Genomic DNA, 22726 nt, shown 5'->3' with positions numbered 1-22726 from the left:
TGCGATTCAGCACCGGGCGGGTATGCAGACGTCGAAGACGATCGTGGCGGTCAACAAGGACCCGGAGGCGCCGATCTTCGAGTTGGCCGATTACGGCGTGGTCGGTGACCTTTTCGCCGTGGTGCCGCAGCTGACCGAGGCGGTCACCGCCCGCAAGGGCTGACCCCGGCAGCACACCGGAGCCCCGTGACGCCCCCGACGGCACCACGGGGCTCCCGGCGTCCCCGGGGTCGTTGACGGTGCGACGGAGGGACGGCTAGCTTCACTTCAACGATTTGTTGAAGAGGGGGAGGGTGCCGGATGGCGCAGAACGAGACGGTCCGCACATCGCTCGGCGACGCGGTCCGGCGGGGCCTCGGGGCCACGCTCGCCGCCGTCGACGCCGAACTCGTCCGGCGCTATCCGGGCGAACCCGGTACCCGGCAGCCCGTTCACACCGTCTACGTCCCTGCCGACGCCTTCGCCGCCGACACCGTGCGCACCTGGGGCGACCGCGCCCTGGCCGCCCTGGACGAGCACGCCCCCGACGCGGAGCGGCTCGCCGGCGTGCTGGGCCTGCCGCCCGCGCTCGCCGCGCCCGTCCACGACCGCGTACGCGCCAAGCTGCGGCACGAACCGGTCGAGGACCTGCGGATCGACTTCGAGGACGGTTACGGCCTCCGGCCCGACGCCGAGGAGGACGCGGCGGCCGCCCGCGCCGCCCGGCTCGTCGCCGCCGCCGTCACGGACGGGACCGCGCCCCCGTACTTCGGCATCCGCATGAAGTGCATGGAGGCCGCCGTGCGCGACCGCGGCATCCGCACCCTCGACATCTTCCTCACCGGCCTGATGGAGGCCGGAGGGCTGCCCGGCGGCCTGGTGCTGACCCTGCCCAAGGTCACCTTCCCCCAGCAGGTGACGGCGTTCGTCCGGCTCGCCGAAGAGTTCGAGAAGGCACGCGGACTCCAGGCCGGACGCCTCGGGTTCGAGATCCAGATCGAGACCACCCAGTCCATCCTCGGGCCCGACGGCACGGCCACGGTGGCCCGGCTGATCGACGCCGCCGAGGGCCGCGTCACGGGGCTGCACTACGGGACCTTCGACTACAGCGCCGCGTGCGGGGTCAGCGCGGCGTACCAGTCCATGGACCACCCGGTGGCCGACCACGCCAAGGCCGTCATGCAGGTGGCGGCCGCCGGCACGGGCGTGCGGCTGTCCGACGGCTCCACCAATGTGCTGCCCGTCGGCCCCGGCGCCCAGGTCCACGAGGCCTGGCGGCACCACTACGGCCTGGTCCGGCGCTCGCTGGCCCGTGCGTACTACCAGGGCTGGGACATGCACCCCGCCCATCTGCCCACGCGCTACGCCGCGGTCTACGCCTTCTACCGGGAGGGCCTGGACGCGGCGGCGGCCCGGTTGGCGGCGTACGTCGCCAGGGCCGGCGGGGACGTCATGGACGAGCCCGCCACCGCCCGGGCCCTGAGCGGCTACCTGCTGCGCGGACTCGACTGCGGCGCCGTGGACTTCGCCGAGGTCGCCGCCGCGACCGGGCTGACCCGCGCCGACCTCGACGCCCTCGCGGGCCGGTCCCGCGGCATCTGAGGGCCCGCACACGAAGACGTCCGGGCCGGCCCGCGAGGGGGCCGGCCCGGACGTCCCAGGGAACCGGTCAGACGAGGTCGAACCGGTCGAGGTCCATGACCTTCGCCCACGCCGCGACGAAGTCGTTGACGAACTTCGCCTTCGCGTCATCGCTCGCGTAGACCTCCGCGAGCGCGCGCAGCTCGGAGTTGGAGCCGAAGACCAGGTCGGCACGGGTGCCGGTCCACTTGACCTCGCCCGTGGCGTTGTCACGGCCCTCGAAGGTGGACTGGTCCTCGGAGGTCGCCTTCCACGACGTGCCCAGGTCGAGCAGGTTGACGAAGAAGTCGTTGGTCAGCGCCCCGGGGGTCGCGGTGAAGACGCCGTGCGAGGACTGCTTGTGGTTGGCGCTCAGGACGCGCAGACCGCCGACCAGCACCGTCATCTCGGGAGCGCTGAGGGTCAGCAGGTTCGCCCGGTCGAGCAGCAGGTACTCGGCCGGCAGGCGGTTGCCCTTGCCCAGGTAGTTGCGGAACCCGTCGGCGGCCGGCTCGAGCGCGGCGAAGGACTCCACGTCCGTCTGGTCCTGCGCGGCGTCCACACGACCCGGCGTGAACGGCACCTCGACGGGGTGACCGCCGTCCGCGGCGGCCTTCTCGACGGCGGCGGAACCGGCCAGCACGATGAGGTCGGCCAGCGAGATCCGCTTGCCGCCGGACTGGGCCGCGTTGAAGGACTCCTGGATGCCCTCCAGGGTGCGCAGCACCACGGCGAGCTGGTCGGGCTCGTTGACCTCCCAGCCGCGCTGCGGCTCCAGGCGCAGACGGGCGCCGTTGGCGCCGCCGCGCTTGTCGCTGCCGCGGAAGGACGAGGCCGACGCCCACGCGGTGGACACCAGCTGCGGCACGGTCAGGCCGGAGGCGAGGACCTGCTCCTTCAGGGCGGCGACGTCGGCGGCGTCGACCACCTCGTGCGTCCGCTCGGGCAGCGGGTCCTGCCACAGCAGGGTCTCGGACGGGACCTCGGGCCCGAGGTAGCGCACGACCGGGCCCATATCGCGGTGGGTCAGCTTGAACCACGCGCGGGCGAAGGCGTCCGCGAACTCGTCCGGGTTCTCCAGGAAGCGCCGCGAGATCTGCTCGTAGACCGGGTCGAACCGGAGTGAGAGGTCCGTGGTCAGCATCGTCGGTGCCTGGCTCTTGGAGGAGTCGTGCGCGTCGGGGATGGTGCCCGCGCCGGCACCGTCCTTCGCCACCCACTGGTTGGCGCCGGCGGGGCTGGTCGTGAGCTCCCACTCGTAGCGGAAGAGGTTCTCGAAGAAGCCCATGCCCCAGCGGGTCGGGGTGCTGGTCCAGGTGACCTCGAGACCGCTGGTGATCGCGTCGGCGCCCTTGCCGGTGCCGTAGCTGTTCCGCCAGCCGAGGCCCTGCTCCTCCATCGAGGCGGCCTCGGGGGCCGGACCGACGTTGTCCGCCGGGCCGGCGCCGTGGGTCTTGCCGAAGGTGTGGCCGCCGGCGATGAGGGCGACGGTCTCCTCGTCGTTCATCGCCATCCGGCGGAAGGTCTCACGGATGTCGCGCGCGGCGGCGATGGGGTCCGGGTTGCCGTTGGGGCCCTCCGGGTTGACGTAGATCAGACCCATCTGGACGGCGCCGAGCGGGCTCTCCAGCTGGCGGTCGCCGGTGTAGCGCTGGTCGCCGAGCCAGGTGGACTCGGGGCCCCAGTAGACGTCCTCCTCCGGCTCCCAGACGTCCTCGCGGCCGCCGGCGAAGCCGAAGGTCTTGAAGCCCATCGACTCCAGCGCGACGTTGCCGGTGAGGATCATGAGGTCGGCCCACGAGATGCTCTGGCCGTACTTCTTCTTCACCGGCCACAGCAGACGGCGGGCCTTGTCGAGGTTGCCGTTGTCCGGCCAGCTGTTGAGCGGGGCGAAGCGCTGCTGGCCGGCGCCGGCGCCGCCGCGGCCGTCGCTGATGCGGTACGTGCCGGCGCTGTGCCAGGCCATGCGGATCATGAACGGGCCGTAGTGGCCGAAGTCCGCCGGCCACCAGTCCTGGGAGGTCGTCAGGACCTCCAGGATGTCCTTCTTCACGGCCGTGAGGTCGAGCGCCTTGAACGCCTCGGCGTAGTCGAAGTCCCCACCGAGCGGGTTCGCCACCGCCGGGTTCTTGGCGAGGATCTTCAGGTTCAGCCGCTCCGGCCACCACTGCCGGTTTCCGCCGCCCTGGGTCGGGTGAGGAGCGCGCCCGTGCGCGACGGGGCAACCGCCCACACCCTCCGTCTTGGCGTCTGTGACGATTGCTTCATGGTTCTCAGACATGGGAATCCTTCCGGACCTGGCGGATCACGGTGCTCAGGGCTGCGGGCCGTCGGAGGCGTTCGGGCGGGGGGCCGCCGCGGTGAGCGCACCGGGGCCTCACCGGCGGCATGACAGGGAGAGAGGGTCCCGGACCGGCAGCGGCAGTGCGACGCGGATGCCCGCTGTCACCAGGCGGCACCGCGCGGCTGCTCGGCGGTGGTCCCGTCACGTCTCTCTCTTCTGCCGTACTGGGGTCTTCCTGTCCCTTGGCTGGCGCCGGAACCGATCCTACGATGGACGCAGTCCAAGTCAAGAAGAGCGTCAATTCCATAGGCGATCAGAACCCGGACGCGTCCACGGGGTGAGTTCCGGACGTCCACCGAGCTGAATGGGTGAGCAGACATGAGCGACCTGCTGGAGCGACTGCGCGGGCGCGGCTGGCGCATGACGTCCCAGCGGCGTGTCGTCGCGGAGGTCCTCGACGGCGACCACGTGCACCTCACGGCCGACGAAGTGCACGCCCGCGCGGCGCGGCTGCTGCCCGAGATCTCCCGGGCGACGGTCTACAACACCCTGGGCGAGCTGGTCTCCCTCGGCGAGGTCATGGAGGTCTCCACCGACGGCCGCGCCAAGCGCTACGACCCCAACGCCCACCGTCCGCACCAGCACCTGGTGTGCTCGGGCTGCGGCACCGTCCGCGACGTCCACCCTGCCGGCGACCCGCTGGCCGACCTCCCGGCCGAGGAGCGGTTCGGTTTCACGGTCTCCGAGGCCGAGGTCACCTACCGCGGCCTGTGCCCGTCCTGCGCCTGAGCGAGCCGCCGGGGGGAGCGCCGGCTACCGGCCGACCGCCGGGGCGAGGCCGAGGCCGCGCAGCCACAGCATCCGCTCGTACGGCTGGGAGCCGCGTCCGCCGTGGTCCGCGAATCGCCGCACCGTGATGTCCCTGGGCCCCGCGTAGCGGTTGTACGCCGCGAACACCGTCGAGGGCGGGCAGGCGGGGTCCATCAGGCCCACGCTGAACGGCGCCGGTGCGGTGGCGCGTGGGGCGAAGTGGACGCCGTCGAAGTAGTCGAGGGTGCCGAAGAGCCGTTCGGGGTCGATGCGCCGGTGCACGCCGAGGTACTGGGCGAGCTCCGGGTACGGCCCCTCGGTGGCTCTCCGCGGCCCGCCGGTAGTGGCAGAGGAACGGCACGTCGACCAGGGCCGCCGCGACCCGGTCGGAGAGCAGCCGTCCTGATCCCCTCGTCGCCGCTACGGCACGGGCGGAAGCTCGCCCGAACCGCGCGGGATCAGCCGGCAGGCGAGCTCGACCCGCTTGGGGGCGCCCGCGACGCCGTCGAGCCGCTGGAAGAGCAGTCCGGCGGCGGTGCGGCCGAGCTGTCCCGGGTCCTGGGCGACGACGGTGACCGCGGGACGCAGCAGGTCGGCGAGCTCGAAGTCGTCGAAGCCGACGAGGGCGACCACGCTGGGCCGGTCGGCGAGGACCCGGACCGCGGTCACGGTGATCCGGTTGTTGCCGGCGAACAGGGCGGTGACCGGCTCCGGGCCGCTCAGCATGGACTCCACGGCGGCGCGCACGCGGCCCGGGGCCGTGGGCCCGCAGGAGACCCAGCCCTCGTGCACGGGCAGCCCGGCGGCGTCCATCGCCTCCCGGTAGCCCCGCAGACGCTCGGCCGCGGTGTGGATGCGAGGAAGGTCGCCGATGAAGCCGATGCGCCGGTGCCCGTGGGCGATGAGGTGGGCGACGCCCTCGCGGGTGCCCCCGGCGTTGTCGCTGAGGACCACGTCCGCGTCGATGCCGCCCGCGGGGCGGTCGACGAAGACGGTGGCGACGCCGGCCGCGATCTCCGGTTCGAGGTAGCGGTGGTCCTCGCTGGCGGGCACGATGACCAGCCCGTCGACACGCCGGGCGCAGAAGGCGAGCACGAGTTCCTGCTCGCGGTCGGCGTCCTCGGCACTCGATCCGGTGAACAGCAGCGTCGAGTGCGCGCGGGCCAGGTCCTCGACGGCACGGCTGAGCGGGGAGTAGAAGGGGTCGGCGAGGTCCTCCAGGACCAGCCCGATGCTCGCCGTACGGCCCTTGCGGAGCAGCCGCGCGCTGTCGTTGCGGCGGAATCCGAGGGCGTCGATGGCCGCCTGGACACGCGAGATCGTGTCCTCGGTGACGCCCGGTTCCTCGTTGACGACACGCGATACCGTCTTCAGGCCGACACCGGCCCGGGCCGCGACATCCTTCATGGTGGGGCGGGCGGTGCGCGGAATATCGGTCACGGCGTGATCCTATGGGCTGGACAACGTTGTCAACAAAGGGCGACACTACGCCCATGCCGTTCGAGAGCTCTGCCGAGTCCATCGTCCCGCCGTCGGGTGCCGCCGGCGCGGGTCCGCTGATCGCCGCCGTGGACATCGGCGGCACCAAGATCGCGGGCGCCCTGGTGGACGCCCGCGGCGAGTTGCTCGTGCGCGTGCAGCGCCCGACGCCCGCCGACCGGGACGCGGCGACGGTGATGGGATCGCTCGCGAAGGTGCTGGCCGGGCTGCGGGAGTCCGCGGGCTGGCCCAGGGTCGTCGCGGTGGGCATCGGCAGCGCCGGTCCGATCGACGCCTCGCGCGGCACGGTGAGCCCGGTCAACATCGCCGGCTGGCGCGATTTCCCGGTGGTCGCCGAGGTCGGCGAGCGGGTCGGCGGGCTGCCGGTGGTGCTCACCGGTGACGGCATCGCGATCACCGCGGCGGAGCACTGGCAGGGCGCCGCCCGCGGGCACGACAACGCGCTGTGCATGGTGGTGTCGACCGGGGTCGGCGGCGGTCTCGTCCTCGGCGGCAAGCTGCACCCCGGGCCGACCGGCAACGCGGGGCACATCGGCCACATCAGCGTCGACCTCGACGGGGACGTGTGCCCCTGCGGCAGCCGTGGCTGCGTCGAGCGCCTTGCCAGCGGGCCGAACATCGTCCGGCGCGCCCTGGAGTCCGGCTGGCGTCCGGCTCACGGCGAGGAGTCCGACGCCGCCGCCGTCGCCCGGGCGGCCCGAGAAGGCGACGCCCTCGCCCTCGCCTCGTACGACCGCGCGGCGCAGGCGCTGGCCGCGGGCATCGCCGCGACGGCCACCCTGGTGGAGATCGACGTGGCGGTGATCGGTGGCGGTGTCGCGGGCGCGGGCCCGCTGCTCTTCGAGCCCCTCCGCACGCATATGCGCCGGTACGCCACGTTGTCGTTCGCGTCCGGGGTGAAGGTCGTTCCCGCCGTGCTCGGCACGGACGCGGGCCTGGTCGGCGCGGCAGCGGCCGCGGCGCAGGCGCTGCGCCTGGAGGCCTTCGCGACCGGCGCCTAAGGGCTCCCGCAGGGGGAGCCTCCCCCGTTTGCGGTCCGGTTGCGGCGTGGTGCTCCCACTTTTCCGCGGGCACACGCTCAGGGCGAGGCCCTGCCTGGTGCGCGAGGCCCGTGACGGGGCCGGATCACGCCCCCGCTGTGCCGGCCGGCCCTCGCGGCTCTGGCCACGCTGCAGTTCACCTGGAAGCGCAACGACTTCCTGTGGGCCCTGGTCTTCATCCCCGACGGCGACAAACCGCCGGTGACCTCAGCCCTGACCAACCTGCGGGGCCTGTTTTTCACCGATTACAACCTGTGGGCGGCCGGCTCGGTGCTGGTGGCGCTGCCGCCCGTCCTGGTGTTCATGCTGCTGCGGCGGCAGTTCACCGCCGGACCGACCCTGGGGGCCAGCAAGGGCCGACCACCGTCTTCAGGGGTGCCGAAGCCACCGGTATGCGCCGATGGCCGGGTCTGCGCGTTTGCCGACGCCGATGATCCGGGCAATTCGTAGGGGGCTACCAGGCTACGGAAGAGGGGGCACCGTGATCGTCTGGCTCAACGGCACGTTCGGCGCGGGGAAGACCACTGCGGCACGCGAACTGCTCGAACTGCTGCCGGGCAGCGTGCTCTACGATCCGGAACTCATCGGCAGCGGGCTGCGGCTGATGCTTCCGGAGAAGCGGCTGGGCGAGGTCTGCGACTACCAGGAACTGCCCGCGTGGCGGCGGCTGGTCGTCGACACCGCCGCCGCGCTGCTCGCCGAGGTCGGCGGAGGACCTCTGGTGGTGCCGATGACCCTGCTGCGGCAGGAGTACCGGGACGAGATCTTCGGCGGGCTCGCGGCCCGCCGGATCACTGTGCGGCATGTGCTGCTGCACGCTGAGGAAACGGTTCTGCGCGAGCGGATCGACCAGCGCGCCGAGATACCGGGCGACGCCGAGGCCAGTGCGGGGGTCCGCGACTGGTGCCTGGACCACCTGCCCGCCTACCAGGAGGCACTGCCCTGGCTCACGGCGGACGCCCATGTCGTCGACACCGCGGGGCTCGCCCCCCGTACGACCGCCGAGCGGATCGCCGAGGCGATACGGGAGGGGGCCGGCGCTTGCGACATCGTGCAGACCCCGGAGCCCACCGCCGAGACCCTCGCCGCGGGCGTGCTGCTCTTCGACGAGGACGACCGGGTGCTGCTGGTCGACCCGACCTACAAGCCCGGCTGGGAGTTCCCCGGCGGGGTAGTCGAGCCCGGTGAGCCGCCCGCGCGGGCCGGCATGCGGGAGGTCGCCGAGGAACTCGGCCTACGGCTCCCGGCGGTGCCCCGGCTCCTGGTCGTCGACTGGGAACCGCCGCTGCCGCCGGGATACGGCGGTCTGCGGCTGCTCTTCGACGGCGGGCTGCTGCCCGCCGCCGACGCCGAGCGCCTGCTGCTGCCCGGCGCCGAGCTGCGGGGCTGGCGTTTCGCCACGGAGGACGAGGCCGCCTCCATGCTGCCGCCCGTCCGGCACACCCGGCTGCGCTGGGCGCTGCGGGCGCGCGAGCGGGCCACCGTGCTCAACCTGGAGGCCGGGGTGCCGGTGGGCGGCTGAGAGGCGGGCGGCCGAGAGGCGACTGGCGCGTCCCGGCCGTCCGCCGGGCTCAGACCGCCTTGGCGGCGTACTTCTGCAGGAAGAGCGCCTCGGTGAGCGAGAGCCTCTCCAGCTCCTCGGGGGAGACACTCTCGTTCACCGCATGGATCTGCGCCTCCGGCTCGCTCAGGCCGATCAGCAGGATCTCCGACTCGGGGTAGAGCGTCGCCAGGGTGTTGCAGAGCGGGATGGAGCCGCCCATGCCGGCGATCTCCATCTCGGTGCCGTACGCGGCGCGCATGGCCTCCGCCATCGAGGCGTACGCCGGGCTGGAGGTGTCCGCGCGGAACGGCTGGCCGCTGCCGACCTGGGTGACCTCCACGCGGGCGCCCCAGGGGGCGGCCGCCTCCAGGTGGGCGATCAGCAGCTTGGCCGCCTGCTGCGCGTCCACGCCCGGCGGGACCCGAAGGCTGACCTTGGCGCCCGCGGTGGCCTGGACGGACGGAGTGGCGCCGACCACGGGAGGCGCGTCGATGCCTATGACGGTGACCGACGGGCGGGCCCAGAGGCGGTCCGCTACCGTGCCGGAGCCCATCAGGTTCACACCGTCGAGCACCTTGGCGTCGGAGCGGAAGGTCTCCTCTGCGTACTGGAGCCCGTCCCAGGCGGCGTCGGCGGTGAGGCCCGTCACAGCGGAGGCGCCGGAGTCGTCGTGGAGTGTGTGCAGGATGCGGACCAGAGCGGCCAGCGCGTCCGGCGCGGCGCCGCCGAACTGGCCGGAGTGCAGATTGCCCTCCAGGGTGGTGACCTTGACGTCCACCAGCGCCATGCCGCGCAGGGTCGCCGTGACGGTCGGCAGGCCGACGCGGAAGTTGCCGGAGTCGCCGATGACGATGGCGTCGGCGGCCAGCAGCTCCGGGTGCTCCTCCGCGTAGCGCTCCAGGCCGCCGGTGCTCTGCTCCTCCGAGCCCTCGGCGATGATTTTCACGCCGACCGGGACCCCGCCGTTCTCACGCAGCGCGCGCAGCGCGGTGAGGTGCATGATCAGGCCGCCCTTGCAGTCGGCCGCGCCGCGACCGTACCAGCGGCCGTCGCGCTCGGTGAGCTCGAACGGCGGCGACAGCCAGCCGGCCTCGTCCAGCGGCGGCTGCACGTCGTAGTGCGCGTACAGCAGCACCGTGGGCGCGCCCTCAGGGCCCGGCAGGTAGCCGTACACCGACTGCGTGCCGTCCGGCGTGTCCAGCAGGGCGACGTCCTCGAAGCCCTCCGCGCGCAGCGCGTCGGCGATCCAGGAGGCGGCCCGCTCGCACTCGCTCCTGGGGAACTGCCGCGGGTCGGCCACCGAGCGGTACGACACCAGCTCGGCCAGCTCGGTCCGGGCCCGCGGCATGAGTGCGGCGACGGTTGCGGCGAGAGGTGCGGCGGACATGGGCGCTCCTGGTGCGTGGGACAGGTCGAACGCGATGTTCGGGGACCGGTGGTCGTGATCGATGGTGCCACAGGCAGCCGCGCTCACCCCGCGGATTAGTATGCGGCTGAGCAGGGGCGGCGGCAGTCGGCGGGTCGAACGGGAGCGGAAGCACACGTGAGCAGCGAGTACCAGGCGCAGGACGGCGGTTCGGCGGACGGCGCCGACGGCACGCAGGTGTGGGACGTCGTCGTGGTGGGTGCCGGGCCGGCCGGGGCCTCGGCGGCCTACGCCGCGGCGAGTGCGGGACGCCGGGTGCTCCTGCTGGAGAAGGCCGAACTGCCGCGCTACAAGACCTGCGGTGGTGGCATCATCGGGCCCTCCCGCGACGCGCTGCCGCCAGGCTTCGAACTCCCGCTGCGCGACCGGGTGCACGCGGTGACCTTCAGCCTCAACGGCAGGCTCAGCCGGACCCGCCGGTCGCGGCAGATGCTCTTCGGGCTGATCAACCGACCCGAGTTCGACGCCCGGCTCGTGGACACGGCAGTCGACGCGGGCGCGCGGCTGCGGACCGGGGCCTCGGTCTCCCGGGTCGAGCAGCACGGCACCTCCGTCCCGGACCGGCGGACCGTCGCGGTCGTCCTCAACGACGGCGAGACCATCCTCGCCCGCGCGGTGGTCGGCGCCGACGGCTCGGCGAGCCGGATAGGCGCCCATGTCGGCGTCAAGATGGCCCAGGTGGACCTGGGGCTCGAGGCCGAGATCCCGGTGCCCGCCGAGGTCGCCGAGGACTGGGCGGGCCGCGTTCTCATCGACTGGGGCCCGCTGCCCGGCAGTTACGGCTGGGTCTTCCCCAAGGGCGAAACCCTGACCGTCGGCGTCATCTCGGCGCGTGGCGACGGTGCCGCCACCAAGCGGTATCTGGAGGACTTCGTGGGCCGGCTCGGACTGGCGGGCTTCGAGCCGAGCATCTCCTCCGGCCACCTCACGCGCTGCCGCGCCGACGACTCCCCGCTCTCGCGGGGCCGTGTGCTGGTGTGCGGAGACGCGGCGGGTCTGCTGGAGCCGTGGACCCGCGAGGGCATCTCCTTCGCGCTGCGCTCCGGCCGCCTGGCGGGGGAGTGGGCGGCGCGGATCGCCGAGGCGCACGACGCGGTGGACGCACGTCGCCAGGCACTGAACTACGCCTTCGCCGTCAAAGCCGGCCTCGGCGTCGAAATGGGCGTCGGCCGCCGCATGTTGGGCGTCTTCGAGAAGCGTCCGGGTCTGCTGCACGCGGCTCTCACAACCCTCCCCCCGGCATGGAACGCCTTCGCTAAGATCACCCGCGGTTCCAGTTCGCTCGCCGAGCTGGTCCGTACTCATCCGCTGGCCCGTCGCGCGCTGGAGTCGTTCGACCGTCGTTGACCTCCTCATGGCACCCTCCCGGGCGTCATAAAGGCGGAGTTGAGGGGCAGAGACGTTGTGGGAGGTGTCCTCGTCATGCCCTTGAGGAACGTAGACGGAAGACTGCCGTGGTGGGTGCGTACACTCACCGGGCTCGTGGTGCTCGGCGGACTTCTGTTCCTGGTCGCGCGCGCCGACCTGATACCGGGTCTGCCGAACCCCTTCGCCGAGGAGACCAAGGACCGCACCGGTCCCGTGGTGCTCAAGGCCATCCAGGACATGAACCGCTTCGAAGGGGCGAGCGGCCAGTTCCAGGTCGTGGTCGACCTGGAGAAGGACGCCAAGTTCCTTCCCGACGCGGTGCGCGGCAGGCGCACGCTCTACGTGGGGGCCGGCAGCGTCGACGCCTACGTTGACCTCGGTGACGTGGGCCCGAAGGGCGTCACCGTTTCCGAGGACCGGACCTCCGCCGTCCTCACCCTGCCCCACGCCGAACTCGGGCGGACCTCGCTCGACGTTGACCGTTCGTACGTGGTGGCCCAGGAGCGCGGCTTCTTCGACCGGCTCGGCGACTTCTTCTCCTCCCATCCGGGGGACGAACACCAGGTCCAGCAACTCGCCGCGAAGAAGATCCAGCAGGCGGCGAAGTCCACCGAGCTGACCAAGCGTGCGGAGACCAACACCCGGGCCATGCTGGAACGGCTGCTGACCTCGCTGGGGTTCGAGAAGGTGGAGGTCCGCTTCAGCTGACGGGCCGGAGTTCAGTGATGCGGAAGACCGGGTGCTTGTGGGCTATGGCACGCAGTTCCTCGTCGGAGGAATCCGCCCCCACACCGCCGAAGAACACGCCCACCTCGGCCTTCCAGCGCTTGAGGTAGGCACGCAGCACCTCGGGTTTGGCGTCGTCACCGACCTCCGTCGCACTGAACTCCTCGACCTTTTTGCCCAGCAGCAGCCGACCCCCGCCGGCGGCCCGCATGTTGTGCGTCCACTGGACGTGCCCGCGGGGCGCAACGAGGTAGCGCTCCCCGTTCACCTCCAGGAGGTTGACCGGGGTGCGCCGCCACTCCCCGCTCTTGCGCCCGCGGACGGCCAGCACGCGGGAGCCCCACACACTGAGGCCGCGGCGGGTCAGCCAGGCCACCGCGCGGTTCAAGACGTTGACCACGAACCAGCCGGGCTTGATGACGTGCTCGGACATGAGGACTCCTCCGTGATGCGCGCGTCGTGGACCGAAGGCGGTCCGTGAGCGGTGCTCTCGCTTGAGAACAGTGTGCACATCCCGGCGCTCCCTGGCAAGAGCGGTGCTCTCGTTATTGGTCGTTGCTCCATTCGCGCCTACACTGATCCCATGAGCGTCATCCGAACGGCCAGGGAACGGGCCCGCGACGAAGTGACCGCGGCCATCAAGGAAGAGGCGCGCCGGCAGCTCGCCGACGAGGGCGCCTCCAGGCTCTCGCTCCGCGCCGTCGCGCGGGAGCTGGGGATGGTCTCGTCCGCGCTCTACCGCTACTTCCCGAGCCGGGACGAGCTGCTCACCGCCCTCATCGTGGACGCCTACGACGCCGTGGGGGCCGCCGCCGAGGAGGCCCTGGCCCGCGCCGGCGGTGACGAGCCCGTCGAGCGCTGGCGCGAGGTCTGCCGGGCCGTGCGCCGTTGGGCCCTCGGCCATCCACACGAGTACGCGCTCATCTACGGATCCCCCGTGCCCGGCTACTCCGCCCCGCTCGACACGATCGGACCCGCCTCCCGGGTCCCGCTCGCACTCCTCGCCGTGGCCGAGCAGGCACACGCCGCGGGGGCGCTCGCCGTGCCCTCGCCCGACGAGCCGTTGTCCGACGCCGCCCACGCCGACGCCTGGCGGCTCAGCAAGGACCTGGACCGCGACCTGCCGCCACGGGCGATCCCCCCCCTCGTCGCCGCCTGGGCGCAGCTCTTCGGTCTGGTCAGCTTCGAGGTGTTCGGCCAGTTCAACAAGGTGGTCGAGGCGCGCGACGACTTCTTCGACCAGGCCGTCGCGGGCCTCGCGCACCAGGCAGGGCTCCGCCGTGAGCGCGTACTCCGCGGGGAGTAGACGCGATCACCCCGCTGACCGGACGCCGGCCCGCCGCCCCCGGTCTAGCGTGGCCGCATGACGGAAGACTCGGCACGGGGAGGCGGCCCGCCCCGGGGGCCCTGGTGGCGCCACACCGCGCCCGGACGCGCTCACGGAGGCGACGAGCGCCTGCGCCATCCGTGGATCTCGTCGTCGGTCATCGCCGTCGTCCAGGTGGTCGGCACCACGGCCGCCTCGCACAACGCGTCCGGCCGGGTCGCCCTGGACCACTTCGGATACGCGCTCCTGCTCGCCGGGCCCGTCCTGCTCCTGTGGCGCGACCGCGCGCCCCTGGCGGTCGCCGCCGCCGTCTCGGCGGTGACGCTCGCGTACGTCGCGGCCGGTTACCCGTACGGGCCGGTCTTCCTGAGCATCATCGCCGCCTACTTCACGGCCGCCGGGGCCGGCCGCCGCAGAGCCGTCCTGATCATCGCGGGTGTCCTGTACACGGGGTACCTGCTCATCACGATGTGGCTGTACCGCTGGCTGCCGCCCGCCGGGGACAAGGCCGCCTCGTGGGCGCAGGTGTCGGGGGCCGCCGCATGGCTGCTGGCCATCCTCGCCGTCGCGGAGCTGTGGCGGCTGCGCAGGGAGCAGTTCGTCCGCGACCGGCGGGAGCGGGCCGAGGCCGAGCGCCGCCGCGCCGACGAGGAGCGGCTGCGCATCGCCCGCGAGCTGCACGACGTGCTCGCCCACAGCATCTCGGTCATCAACGTGCAGGCCGGGGTGGCTCTCGCCCTCATGGACGAGCGCCCCGAGCAGGCCCGGCAGGCGCTGACCACCATCAAGGCCGCCAGCAAGGAGGCGCTCGGCGAGGTGCGCCAGGTGCTGGGCACCCTGCGCAGCCCCGGGGAGGCCCCGCGCTCACCCGCCCCGGGCCTGGACCGGTTGCCCGAACTGCTTGAACAGGCCGCGGGCGCGGGGCTGGCCGTCGACATCACGGGAGACGTCCGCGCCGGCGCCCTGCCGCCCGGCGTGGACCTGGCGGCGTTCCGCATCGTCCAGGAGGCGCTGACCAACGTCATCCGCCACTCCGGCTCCCGTACCGCCCGCATCCGGGTCACCCGGCGCCGGGGCGTGGTCGAGCTGCGGGTCGACGACGACGGCCCCGCGACCACGACCGCCGACCACGCGCACGATTCCGGTGGCGGCAACGGGCTGCTCGGCATGCACGAGCGGGCGGCGGCGCTCGGCGGCACGGTCGAGGCCGGACCCCGCGCCGACGGCGGCTTCCGCGTCCTGGCCCGTCTGCCGCTCGTCGCCGGCGCCGCGACGGTGTCCGTCCCCGACAAGGAGAACCCATGACACGGGTACTGCTCGCCGACGACCAGCTCCTGGTGAGGGCGGGATTCGCCGCCCTGCTGGACGCCCAGCCCGACATCGAGGTCGTGGGGGAGGCCTCCGACGGCGCCCAGGCGCTGCGGCTGGTCCGCGACCTCACCCCGGACGCGGTGCTGATGGACATCCGCATGCCCGTCATGGACGGACTGGAGGCCACCCGCCGGATCACCGAGGACGCGGCGTTGACCGGGGTCAAGGTCGTCATCCTCACCACGTTCGAGCTCGACGAGTACGTCTTCGAGGCCATCCGGGCGGGCGCCTCGGGCTTCCTGGTCAAGGACACCGAGCCGGAGGAACTGGTGCGTGCCGTACGGGCGGTGGTGGACGGCGACGCGCTGCTGTCGCCCGGCGTGACCCGGCGGCTCATCGCCGAGTTCGCCGCCCGGTCCAAGGAGCCCTCGGCCGCGGCGGAACTCGGCCGGCTCACCGAGCGGGAGCGCGAGGTGATGGCGCTGGTCGGGGTCGGCCTGTCCAACGAGGAGATCGCCCGCCGCCTGGTGGTGAGCCCGCTCACCGCCAAGACGCACGTCAGCCGCACGATGGTGAAGCTCGGCGCTCGGGACCGGGCCCAGCTCGTCGTGCTGGCCTACGAGTCCGGCCTGGTACGACCCGGTTGGCTCGGCTGAAGCGCAGCGGCCCGCGGGAACGGACGGTTCGCGCGGGCCGCTGCGGTGGCGGGCGGGTCAGTCCCGCACCGCGACCTCGCGCTCCTCGCCCACCGGGGTGGCGGTGGCCGAGGAGGCGACCACGAATCCGTACGACACCCTGCGGCGCAGCCCCGTGAGGGTGATCAGCAGTCCGGCCAGGGCGATCGCGCTGACCACGACCAGCCCCGGGCGGAAGCTGTCGAGCACGGCCTGCGGGGAGGCCGGGGACCCGTCGCCGGACCCGGCGGTGATCGCCGCGGTCACGACGGCGAGGAAGATGGCGCCGCCCACCTGGAAGGAGGTGTTGAGCAGGCCGGAGACCATGCCCTGCTCCTCGTCGCGGACGCCGTTGGTGGCCTGGATGTTGAGCGACGGGAAGACCAGCGCGCACGCGGCGCCCAGCAGCAGCATGGACGGCAGGATCACCGCGGCGAAGTTCGGGGTGAGGTCGACGCGCAGGAAGAGGACGTAGCCCAGGAACAGCAGGGAGAATCCGGCGGCGATCACCCGCGGTGTGCCGAAACGGTCCACCAGCGGACCGATCCGCGTGGAGGCGAGTGCCACCAGCGCCCCCGCGGGCAGGAAGGCCAGCGCGGTCTGCAGCGCCGACCAGCCCAGCAGTGACTGCATGTACTGGGTGACGAGGAACTGGAAGCCCACGTAGGAGCCGAAGAAGGCGGCGCCGCCCAGGTTGGCGCGGATCTGCTGGGGGGAGCGCAGGACGCCCAGCCGGATGAGGGGGTGGCCGCTGCGGTGCTCGATCACCGCGAAGGCGGCCAGCAGCGCCGCGACGGAGGCGAAGGAGAGCAGGGTGCGGGCCGAACTCCAGCCCGCCTCGGGGGCCTGGACGACGGTGAAGACCAGCAGCAGCATCGCTCCGGTGCCGGTCAGGGCGCCGGGCAGGTCGTAACCGCGGCCGGAGTGCCGCTCTCGGGGGCTCGACGGGATCAGCTGGATGCCGGCCACGAGCGCCAGGACGGCGACGGGCGCGGGCAGCAGCATCGTCCAGCGCCAGCCCACTTCGGTGAGCAGGCCGGACAGGACCAGGCCCATGGAGAAGCCGGTCGCGCCGCAGGTGGTGTAGATGCTGAGGGCACGGTTGCGGACCGGCCCCTCGGCGAACGTCGTGGTGATGATGGACAGTCCCGCCGGGGCGGTGAACGCCGCGCTCAGGCCCTTGACGAAGCGGCTGGCGATGAGCAGTTCACCGGAGTCGACGACCCCGCCGAACAGGGAGGCGACGGCGAACACGGCCAGCGCGACGAGGAAGACCCGGCGCCGGCCGAGCAGGTCGGCGGCGCGGCCGCCGAGCAGCAGCAGGCCGCCGTAGCCGAGGATGTAGCCGCTGACGACCCACTGCAACGACGAGGTGGACAGATCGAGGTCGTCCGCGATGGACGGGAGGGCCACGCCGACCATCGAGACGTCCAGGGCGTCGAGGAAGAGCGCGGCACAGAGCACCAGCAAGGTGCCCCATTGCCGGGCGCTCCAGCGCCCGTCGGAACCAGGGACGGGGGTGCGCGGAGAGGTCATGCCGAGGAACACTACATGCAAGTGCATAACATGCAGGTGCATTTAATGTGCGTACATCTAGTGTTGATTTTCTGCTATCCTGCGGCCATGACCGGCGTGAAGAGTGAGCATGTGCTCGTGGAGCGGTGGCGGGAGGTCCTCTCCCTGCACGCGCGCACCGCGTGCGAACTCGACCGTGAGCTGAACCCGCACGGGCTCGGCGCGAGTGACTTCGAGGTGCTCGACCTGCTTGCCGAGGGCAATCCCGACGAGGGGGGCTGCACCTACCGTGTCCAGGAGCTCGCGGACCGCGTGCACCTGAGCCAGAGTGCGCTCTCCCGGCTGGTCGGCAGGCTGGAGAAGGACGGCCTCGTCAGCCGGGGCATCTGCAGCGAGGACCGGCGGGGGGTGCAGGTCGCGCTGACCGACGCCGGCCGGGCGCGTCACGAGGAGGCCAAGCCGGTGCAACGGGCCGTTCTGGAACGGATTCTCGGCCAGGCCTGAGGGCTCGGCCGACGCCGGGGGTCTTTCGTTCAGCGGGAGTCGTGCTTCAGGCGGACGTACAACTGCTTGCGGACCCTGGCCACAACCGTTCCGTCGCCGGTGACGACGTCGTTCTCGAACCACACCAGGGCCTTGTCGCCGCCCGCGGTGAGCTCCCTGATCTCCTGGAGCCGGTCCTCGGTCAGCTTGAAGTCCGCGAACACGTCCCCCTTGCCGGGTGAGACGAAGTCGATCTCGGCCGCGCGGTCCCAGACCAGGTAGTCGCGCCCGAGACGGTTCATGACCAGCAGCATCCAGAAGGGGTCGCTCATCGAGAAGAGCGACCCGCCGAAGTGGGTACCCACGTAGTTGCGGTTGAACCGGTGGAGCCGCAGCCGGACCCGGGCCGAACTCCAGTCGTCGGCGATGTGCAGGACGCGGATGCCGGAGAACAGGTAGGGCGGCCACCAGGTGATCGCGCGACGCAGGGTGGCGGGTGTCAGGGAACGTCGTGCCATGCGCCGACGCTAGCACGAGAAGTTACTCGCCGGTAGTTGGAGCGTTCGCCCCGCGCGGGGCGTGCCGACTCAGCCGATCGCCGCGGTGCGCCGCCACAGGTCGATCACGGAGGCATCTCCCGTCACCTGCAACTTCTCGTACGCGCCCCGGTTCCAGAGGGTGAGGTAGAGCTCCTCGGCGGTGCCGCTCACCGTGCAGTCAGCCGCGCCCGGCGCGGGCCGCTCGACGACCAGGGGATCGGCCGACAGGCGCGCGAGCCAGTCGTCCCGCGCGGCGTCGGTGTCCGTCGCGCGCACGCGCAGTGTCCTGGGCGTCCCGCTGCGGACCCGGCTCCGCGGCCGTACGTGAAAACCCGCGAGCAACTCATCGACCCCGTCGGCCGCGAAATCCGGATCCATCGGGGACGGGGCCCGGCCCAGGGCCAGTTCCGCGTCCACCCGGTGGATCGCCGTCTCGTGCGCCTGACGCCGCGCCCAGAAGGCCCGCGGCGAGGGGGCCTTGAGGAAGTGCCAGCAGTCCAGGTCGGCAGGCGCCGCGTCAAGGGCCGCGACCAGTGCCCGGTGGCCCTCGCGGAACCAGGGGAGCAGCGAGGCGTCACCCTCCGGGACCTCGGCCTCGATGGGCTCCGGCCGCCGACGTCCCTCCGCGACGAAACGGGTCGCCCAGCGGTGCACGACCCCTTGATGGCGGACCAGTTCGCGTACGCGCCAGCCGGGGCAGGACGGCACCTCGGTGTCGAGCCCGGCCGCTTCCGCCGCGTCGCCGAGCAGTCCTCCGTCGCGTCGCAGCACCTCGATGAACTCGGCTGTCTCCATGCAACGATTGTGGCAGCAGGCACTGACAGGCGGGCCCGCACCGGCGCTGCGCACATGGCGGCACGGCGCCGAGGACCGCCGGCGCAGCGGCCGCCGCCATCGACGCCATCCGGCCTCTACGGCCGTGGGCGGCTTCGGCCGGCCCGAGACCGGACCGCCGATGGCCTCGACGGGCGACCGGGACACGGGCGTCACGGCAAGGTGAGCAGGACGAGTGGTCCCAGACCGGGCGGCGGCGGCCCGGAGCCCTCAGGGGACGGGCATGTTCCCTCCGACTGCCAGGCGGCCCACGGGGAACCGCCCGCCATGGCGCTCCCCGTACGCGGGGAGCCCCGAGGCGGCGCGTCAGGCTCCGGCGGCCAGGGACGAATTGCGGGTCGTGTGCGCGACCGCGGCGGCCACCGCCGCCAGAGCGGCGACCGTGGTCAGCGCGACCGGCAGCCCGAAGGCGTCGGCGAGGAAACCGATGGTGGGCGGCCCGAGCAGGAAGCCCGCGTACCCCAGGGTGGAGGCGGTGGCCACACCACCGGGGCCGCCGAGGGCGCCGGCCCGGCCGATGGCCACGGGGAAGACGTTGGCGAGCCCGAGCCCGGTGAGCGCGAAGCCGGTCAGGACGAGCCAGGCCGCGGGGCCGAACGCCCCCAGCAGCATCCCGGCGCACGCCGTCAGCCCGCCCAGCACAACCGCCCGGGTCGGGCCGAACCGCAGCAGAAGGGCGGTGCCGGAGAGCCGTCCGACGGTCATCGCGAGGGCGACGGCGGCGTATCCGGCGGCCGCGAGCGCCGGGCCGGTGTGCAGGTCCTCCTGCAGGTGGAGCGGACCCCATTCGGTCAGCGCGCCCTCGCCGTAGGCGGTGCACAGCGCGATCAGCCCGAAGACGGCCACCGTCCGCCGGGCGCCGCCGGGACGCGCCGTGCCGTGGGCGCCCTCCCCGGTGACGGCCGAGGGGGCCGCGGGCTCCGAGGGACGGGGGACCGGGTACCTGAGCAGGAGCCGCCCGAGCAGCGCGGTGAACACGAGCCCGAACACCGCGACGCCGACGAGGTGCTGCGCAGGCGTCAGCCGTGCCGCCAGCGGTCCGCCGACGCCGGCCCCGACGAGTCCGCCGAGGCTGTACGCCGCGTGGAAACCGGGCATGATGGGGCGCCGCAGCGCGGTCACCAGGTCGACGGCGACGCTGTTCATCGCGACGTTCATGCCGCCGAAGCCCACGCCGAGCAGGAGCAGCACGAGACCGAGGGCGAGGGGGGAGTGGGTGAACGGAGGCAGCGCGACGCTCAGTGACAGGACGGCACCGGTGCCGATGGTCACCTGCCGGGCCCCGAAGCGCCGGCACAGCCGCCCGCTGGGGATCATGGTGGCGACCGCACCCGCCGACACGCCGAGCAGCGCGAGGCCGAGCGCTCCCGCCGAGGCGCCGACCTGCTCCTTGACGGCGGGAATGCGAACGACCCAGCCGGCGAAGACGAATCCGTCGAGGGCGAAGAACGCGGTGAGGGCGACACGGAGGCGCCGCAATGGCAGCGGCGGACTTGCGCGATCTTGCTGCGCGAGTACGCTCCGTATTTTGTTTAGGCTCGGCACAAAGTGAGAATAGGACTGTGACCCAGACTCGGACAAGGTTGGAGCGGGGCCGCGGTGCGCTCGGTCCCGCGCTCGCGCTCGTGCACACCGGGCGTGCCCCCACCCGCGCCGTGCTCACCGCCGAACTCGGCGTGACGCGGGCGACCGCGGGGGCCGTCGCCGCCGAACTGGAGGCACTGCGTCTGATCCGTGTCGACACCCGGCCGGGCGGACCCGCCGGCACGCAGGGCCGGCCCTCCCACCGGCTCGCCGTCAACCCCGAGGGACCCGTCGTCCTCGCCGCGCAGATCCACGCCGACGGATTCCGCGCCGCCCTGGTCGGCCTCGGCGGCCACATCCTCGCGTCCACGCCGGTCACCATGACCGTGCCCGCGGACCCCGCCCGGGTCCTCGGCGCCGTCGTCGAGGCCGGGGCGGAGCTGCTGCGCGCCTCCGGCCGGGCGTGCGCGGGCGCCGGTCTCGCCGTGCCCTCCGCCGTCGCCGAGCCGGAGGGTGCCGCGCTCAACCCCCTGCACCTCGCGTGGCCCGCGGGCGCGCCCGTGCTGGACATCTTCCGTGAACAGATCGAGCGATCCGGCATCATCGCCCCCAACGGGGCGCCGCCGCCGAGCTTCGTCGGCAACGACGTCAACGTCGCCGCGCTCGCCGAGCACCGGCACGGCGCCGGCCAGGGAGCCGAGCACCTGCTGGTCGTCGCCACCGGCCACCGCGGCGTGGGCGGCGCCCTCGTCCTGCACGGCAGGCTGCACACCGGCAGTGCCGGACTCGCCCTCGAGGTCGGTCACCTCACCGTCAACCCCGAGGGCCGCCCCTGCCATTGCGGCAGCCGCGGCTGCCTCGACGTCGAGGTGGACCCCCTGGCCTTCCTGGAGGCCGCCGGCCGCGTCCCCGGCCCCGAGGGCTCGCTGCCCGACCAGTGCCGTGCCCTGCTCCGCGAGGAGTACGACGACCCCGCGGTCCGCCGCGCCGCCGACCGCCTCATCGACCACCTCGGTCAGGGACTGGCGGGACTGGTCAACGTTCTCAACCCCGACCGGATCCTGCTCGGCGGCCTGCACCGCTGGCTGCTCGACGCGGCCCCCGAGCGGTTGCGCGCCGTCGTCGCCGAACGCAGCCTGTGGGGGCGCAGCGGCGCCATCCCGCTGCTCGCCTGCGCGCTGGACCACAACAGCCTCGTCGGGGCCGCCGAACTGGCCTGGCAGCCCGTCCTGGACGACCCGCTCACTGCGCTCGGCGCCTAAGGGCTCGGGGCCGCCGGCAGGCGTCAGAACAGTGGCTCCGGCGGTTCGGTGGCCTGCGGCAGAGCTCTGGTGGGCGGCGCCGGCAGGCCCTCCGCCGACGCGGTGAGCGGCCACCCCTGCACCAGGTGCGTGTCGAGCAGCAGGACACCGCCGGCCGGGCCGGCGGTGCGGAGGTAGAGGTCGCCTCCGGCCACCGCCACCACGGTGCCGCCCAGGGCGGTGCCCGGGGCGAGCCGGGTCACCGTGGCGCCGGCCTGCGGCGCGTCGGGCTCCAGGCCGAACACCGCCGCATGATCGACGGGTTGGAACCCGGTGGCGGTCAGCGTGTCCCGCCAGTCGGGGACGGCCGCCGCCGCCTCGTGGAGGGCCCGCAGCTCGGCCGATCGCGCGGGCGCGGGAGGCAGCGCGGCGCGGGCGGCGCGCTTCGCGGACGTCGCCACCCGGTCCGGGACACCCAGCACCGTCCCGAGGACCGACTCGGCACGACGCGCGGCCATCAGCGGGCCCCGGCCGAGGAACGTGAAGCAGATCGCGGCCTGTTCGAGCAGCCGCGCACTGCCCCGCTCGGCCGCCGTGATGCCGACCTTGCCCAGACCCGGACCGAACCAGGCCAGGTACACCGCGAAGGGGCGCGGGTCGTCCAGCCGCGTGTCCGCGGCCACGGACCTGGAGCGGTCCAGCGCCGCGCACTGCGCGCACTGGTCACTGCGGGACTGCGCCCGCAGTTCGCGGGCCTGCGGGCACGGAGTCCAGCGCCCCGAACGCCACACGCCCACGCACTGCCGCACCGCGCCCGGCTGCACGGCCAGCGCAAGAGGGTCGCCGAGGCGCACGGGACTGCGCCGGTCGCCGTGGCGCGGGTGCCACCAGGTCCACACCGGACCCCCGGACACCCATCGCAGACCTGTGCATCGCCACATGATCCGCATGCTAGGCGCAGGCACCGACAGCGGCCGTACTC

The 22726-nt window shown here is 73.1% G+C and carries 21 protein-coding genes and 2 pseudogenes; 13 read left to right on the top strand and 10 right to left on the bottom strand.

Features of this window, described 5'->3' with window-relative positions; all coding sequences use genetic code 11:
* Window positions 1-163: pseudogene (locus AC3EUJ_RS29535) on the top strand (electron transfer flavoprotein subunit alpha/FixB family protein); the annotation flags it as partial.
* 137 nt (window positions 164-300) lie between these two features.
* Window positions 301-1581, top strand: a complete 1281-nt coding sequence (locus tag AC3EUJ_RS29530) for a DUF6986 family protein (protein WP_431966669.1) — start codon at window positions 301-303, stop codon at window positions 1579-1581.
* 67 nt (window positions 1582-1648) lie between these two features.
* Here AC3EUJ_RS29530 and katG read toward each other — a convergent pair whose 3' ends face one another.
* Complete coding sequence (katG, locus tag AC3EUJ_RS29525) at window positions 1649-3880, bottom strand: catalase/peroxidase HPI (RefSeq protein WP_431966667.1); 2232 nt, start codon at window positions 3878-3880, stop codon at window positions 1649-1651.
* A 381-nt stretch (window positions 3881-4261) separates the two neighbouring features.
* On the opposite strand from katG, the gene AC3EUJ_RS29520 reads away from it, so the two are divergent.
* Complete coding sequence (locus AC3EUJ_RS29520; RefSeq protein ID WP_431966665.1) at window positions 4262-4672, top strand: Fur family transcriptional regulator; 411 nt, start codon at window positions 4262-4264, stop codon at window positions 4670-4672.
* Window positions 4673-4696: 24 nt separating this feature from the next.
* Here AC3EUJ_RS29520 and AC3EUJ_RS29515 read toward each other — a convergent pair whose 3' ends face one another.
* A complete protein-coding gene (locus tag AC3EUJ_RS29515) occupies window positions 4697-4975 on the bottom strand; it encodes an acetylxylan esterase (RefSeq protein WP_431966663.1) in 279 nt (92 codons plus the stop codon).
* A gap of 138 nt (window positions 4976-5113) precedes the next feature.
* Entirely contained in the window at window positions 5114-6100 is a 987-nt protein-coding gene (locus AC3EUJ_RS29510; protein ID WP_431966673.1) for a LacI family DNA-binding transcriptional regulator, read from the bottom strand.
* An 86-nt stretch (window positions 6101-6186) separates the two neighbouring features.
* Between AC3EUJ_RS29510 and AC3EUJ_RS29505 the strand changes: the two genes are divergently transcribed.
* The 3 genes and pseudogenes from AC3EUJ_RS29505 to AC3EUJ_RS29495 all read left to right on the top strand — a co-directional run bounded on the left by AC3EUJ_RS29505 (window position 6187) and on the right by AC3EUJ_RS29495 (window position 8755).
* Window positions 6187-7194 carry an ROK family protein gene (locus tag AC3EUJ_RS29505; RefSeq protein WP_431966661.1) on the top strand — a complete coding sequence of 336 codons (1008 nt, stop codon included), beginning with the start codon at window positions 6187-6189 and terminating at the stop codon, window positions 7192-7194.
* 120 nt (window positions 7195-7314) lie between these two features.
* A pseudogene (locus AC3EUJ_RS29500) lies at window positions 7315-7590 on the top strand (carbohydrate ABC transporter permease); the annotation flags it as partial.
* A gap of 124 nt (window positions 7591-7714) precedes the next feature.
* On the top strand, window positions 7715-8755 hold the full coding sequence (locus AC3EUJ_RS29495; RefSeq protein WP_431966659.1) for an NUDIX hydrolase: 1041 nt from the start codon (window positions 7715-7717) through the stop codon (window positions 8753-8755).
* Window positions 8756-8804: 49 nt separating this feature from the next.
* On the opposite strand, the gene AC3EUJ_RS29490 is transcribed toward AC3EUJ_RS29495, so the two are convergent.
* A complete protein-coding gene (locus tag AC3EUJ_RS29490) occupies window positions 8805-10163 on the bottom strand; it encodes a dipeptidase (RefSeq protein WP_431966657.1) in 1359 nt (452 codons plus the stop codon).
* A gap of 156 nt (window positions 10164-10319) precedes the next feature.
* On the opposite strand from AC3EUJ_RS29490, the gene AC3EUJ_RS29485 reads away from it, so the two are divergent.
* Together AC3EUJ_RS29485 and AC3EUJ_RS29480 are read left to right on the top strand one after the other, a co-directional pair.
* On the top strand, window positions 10320-11549 hold the full coding sequence (locus AC3EUJ_RS29485; RefSeq protein ID WP_431966656.1) for a geranylgeranyl reductase family protein: 1230 nt from the start codon (window positions 10320-10322) through the stop codon (window positions 11547-11549).
* 114 nt (window positions 11550-11663) lie between these two features.
* Window positions 11664-12278 (top strand): DUF4230 domain-containing protein, encoded by a 615-nt coding sequence (locus AC3EUJ_RS29480; RefSeq protein WP_431966654.1) that lies wholly within the window; start codon window positions 11664-11666, stop codon window positions 12276-12278.
* Here AC3EUJ_RS29480 and AC3EUJ_RS29475 read toward each other — a convergent pair.
* Window positions 12271-12729: a nitroreductase family deazaflavin-dependent oxidoreductase gene (locus AC3EUJ_RS29475; RefSeq protein WP_431966652.1), complete on the bottom strand. Its 459-nt coding sequence runs from the start codon at window positions 12727-12729 to the stop codon at window positions 12271-12273. The two genes, AC3EUJ_RS29480 and AC3EUJ_RS29475, sit on opposite strands and share 8 nt — an antisense overlap.
* Window positions 12730-12879: 150 nt before the next feature.
* Here AC3EUJ_RS29475 and AC3EUJ_RS29470 point away from each other — a divergent pair, with 150 nt between their 5' ends.
* The 3 genes from AC3EUJ_RS29470 to AC3EUJ_RS29460 are packed head-to-tail and all read left to right on the top strand — an operon-like array spanning window position 12880 to window position 15590.
* Entirely contained in the window at window positions 12880-13602 is a 723-nt protein-coding gene (locus AC3EUJ_RS29470; RefSeq protein ID WP_431966650.1) for a TetR/AcrR family transcriptional regulator, read from the top strand.
* Between the two features lie 57 nt (window positions 13603-13659).
* Entirely contained in the window at window positions 13660-14928 is a 1269-nt protein-coding gene (locus AC3EUJ_RS29465) for a sensor histidine kinase (RefSeq protein ID WP_431966648.1), read from the top strand.
* Window positions 14925-15590 (top strand): response regulator, encoded by a 666-nt coding sequence (locus AC3EUJ_RS29460; RefSeq protein WP_431966646.1) that lies wholly within the window; start codon window positions 14925-14927, stop codon window positions 15588-15590. The genes AC3EUJ_RS29465 and AC3EUJ_RS29460 overlap by 4 nt, the downstream gene beginning before the upstream one ends.
* A gap of 57 nt (window positions 15591-15647) precedes the next feature.
* Here the strand turns inward: AC3EUJ_RS29460 and AC3EUJ_RS29455 are convergent, their stop codons facing one another.
* A complete protein-coding gene (locus AC3EUJ_RS29455; RefSeq protein ID WP_431966644.1) occupies window positions 15648-17144 on the bottom strand; it encodes an MFS transporter in 1497 nt (498 codons plus the stop codon).
* Window positions 17145-17231: 87 nt separating this feature from the next.
* Here AC3EUJ_RS29455 and AC3EUJ_RS29450 point away from each other — a divergent pair, with 87 nt between their 5' ends.
* The gene (locus AC3EUJ_RS29450; RefSeq protein ID WP_431966642.1) at window positions 17232-17627 is read left to right on the top strand and encodes a MarR family winged helix-turn-helix transcriptional regulator; all 396 of its coding nucleotides are present in this window, start codon (window positions 17232-17234) and stop codon (window positions 17625-17627) included.
* A 29-nt stretch (window positions 17628-17656) separates the two neighbouring features.
* Here the strand turns inward: AC3EUJ_RS29450 and AC3EUJ_RS29445 are convergent, their stop codons facing one another.
* The 3 genes from AC3EUJ_RS29445 to AC3EUJ_RS29435 form a co-directional block, all read right to left on the bottom strand.
* On the bottom strand, window positions 17657-18124 hold the full coding sequence (locus tag AC3EUJ_RS29445; RefSeq protein ID WP_431966640.1) for a DUF4442 domain-containing protein: 468 nt from the start codon (window positions 18122-18124) through the stop codon (window positions 17657-17659).
* A gap of 69 nt (window positions 18125-18193) precedes the next feature.
* Complete coding sequence (locus AC3EUJ_RS29440; protein ID WP_431966638.1) at window positions 18194-18940, bottom strand: maleylpyruvate isomerase family mycothiol-dependent enzyme; 747 nt, start codon at window positions 18938-18940, stop codon at window positions 18194-18196.
* A gap of 345 nt (window positions 18941-19285) precedes the next feature.
* Window positions 19286-20524 carry an MFS transporter gene (locus AC3EUJ_RS29435; protein ID WP_431966636.1) on the bottom strand — a complete coding sequence of 413 codons (1239 nt, stop codon included), beginning with the start codon at window positions 20522-20524 and terminating at the stop codon, window positions 19286-19288.
* 17 nt (window positions 20525-20541) lie between these two features.
* Here AC3EUJ_RS29435 and AC3EUJ_RS29430 point away from each other — a divergent pair, with 17 nt between their 5' ends.
* Complete coding sequence (locus tag AC3EUJ_RS29430) at window positions 20542-21765, top strand: ROK family protein (protein WP_431966634.1); 1224 nt, start codon at window positions 20542-20544, stop codon at window positions 21763-21765.
* 23 nt (window positions 21766-21788) lie between these two features.
* Here AC3EUJ_RS29430 and AC3EUJ_RS29425 read toward each other — a convergent pair whose 3' ends face one another.
* Window positions 21789-22685, bottom strand: a complete 897-nt coding sequence (locus tag AC3EUJ_RS29425; RefSeq protein WP_431966632.1) for a DUF2797 domain-containing protein — start codon at window positions 22683-22685, stop codon at window positions 21789-21791.
* Window positions 22686-22726 lie beyond the last annotated feature (41 nt).

The organism is Actinacidiphila sp. bgisy160, from assembly GCF_057707815.1.
Note: the sequence above shows the minus strand (reverse complement) of the source record. Positions and strands in the feature narration are given on the sequence as shown.

Coding starts and splice junctions, on each gene's coding strand:
- AC3EUJ_RS29530 (WP_431966669.1), top strand. CDS start 301: ATGGCGCAGAACGAGACGGTCCGCACATCGCTCGGCGACGCGGTCCGG.
- katG (WP_431966667.1), bottom strand. CDS start 3,880: ATGTCTGAGAACCATGAAGCAATCGTCACAGACGCCAAGACGGAGGGT.
- AC3EUJ_RS29520 (WP_431966665.1), top strand. CDS start 4,262: ATGAGCGACCTGCTGGAGCGACTGCGCGGGCGCGGCTGGCGCATGACG.
- AC3EUJ_RS29510 (WP_431966673.1), bottom strand. CDS start 6,100: ATGAAGGATGTCGCGGCCCGGGCCGGTGTCGGCCTGAAGACGGTATCG.
- AC3EUJ_RS29505 (WP_431966661.1), top strand. CDS start 6,187: ATGCCGTTCGAGAGCTCTGCCGAGTCCATCGTCCCGCCGTCGGGTGCC.
- AC3EUJ_RS29490 (WP_431966657.1), bottom strand. CDS start 10,163: ATGTCCGCCGCACCTCTCGCCGCAACCGTCGCCGCACTCATGCCGCGG.
- AC3EUJ_RS29475 (WP_431966652.1), bottom strand. CDS start 12,729: ATGTCCGAGCACGTCATCAAGCCCGGCTGGTTCGTGGTCAACGTCTTG.
- AC3EUJ_RS29470 (WP_431966650.1), top strand. CDS start 12,880: ATGAGCGTCATCCGAACGGCCAGGGAACGGGCCCGCGACGAAGTGACC.
- AC3EUJ_RS29465 (WP_431966648.1), top strand. CDS start 13,660: ATGACGGAAGACTCGGCACGGGGAGGCGGCCCGCCCCGGGGGCCCTGG.
- AC3EUJ_RS29460 (WP_431966646.1), top strand. CDS start 14,925: ATGACACGGGTACTGCTCGCCGACGACCAGCTCCTGGTGAGGGCGGGA.
- AC3EUJ_RS29455 (WP_431966644.1), bottom strand. CDS start 17,144: ATGACCTCTCCGCGCACCCCCGTCCCTGGTTCCGACGGGCGCTGGAGC.
- AC3EUJ_RS29450 (WP_431966642.1), top strand. CDS start 17,232: ATGACCGGCGTGAAGAGTGAGCATGTGCTCGTGGAGCGGTGGCGGGAG.
- AC3EUJ_RS29445 (WP_431966640.1), bottom strand. CDS start 18,124: ATGGCACGACGTTCCCTGACACCCGCCACCCTGCGTCGCGCGATCACC.
- AC3EUJ_RS29440 (WP_431966638.1), bottom strand. CDS start 18,940: ATGGAGACAGCCGAGTTCATCGAGGTGCTGCGACGCGACGGAGGACTG.
- AC3EUJ_RS29425 (WP_431966632.1), bottom strand. CDS start 22,685: ATGTGGCGATGCACAGGTCTGCGATGGGTGTCCGGGGGTCCGGTGTGG.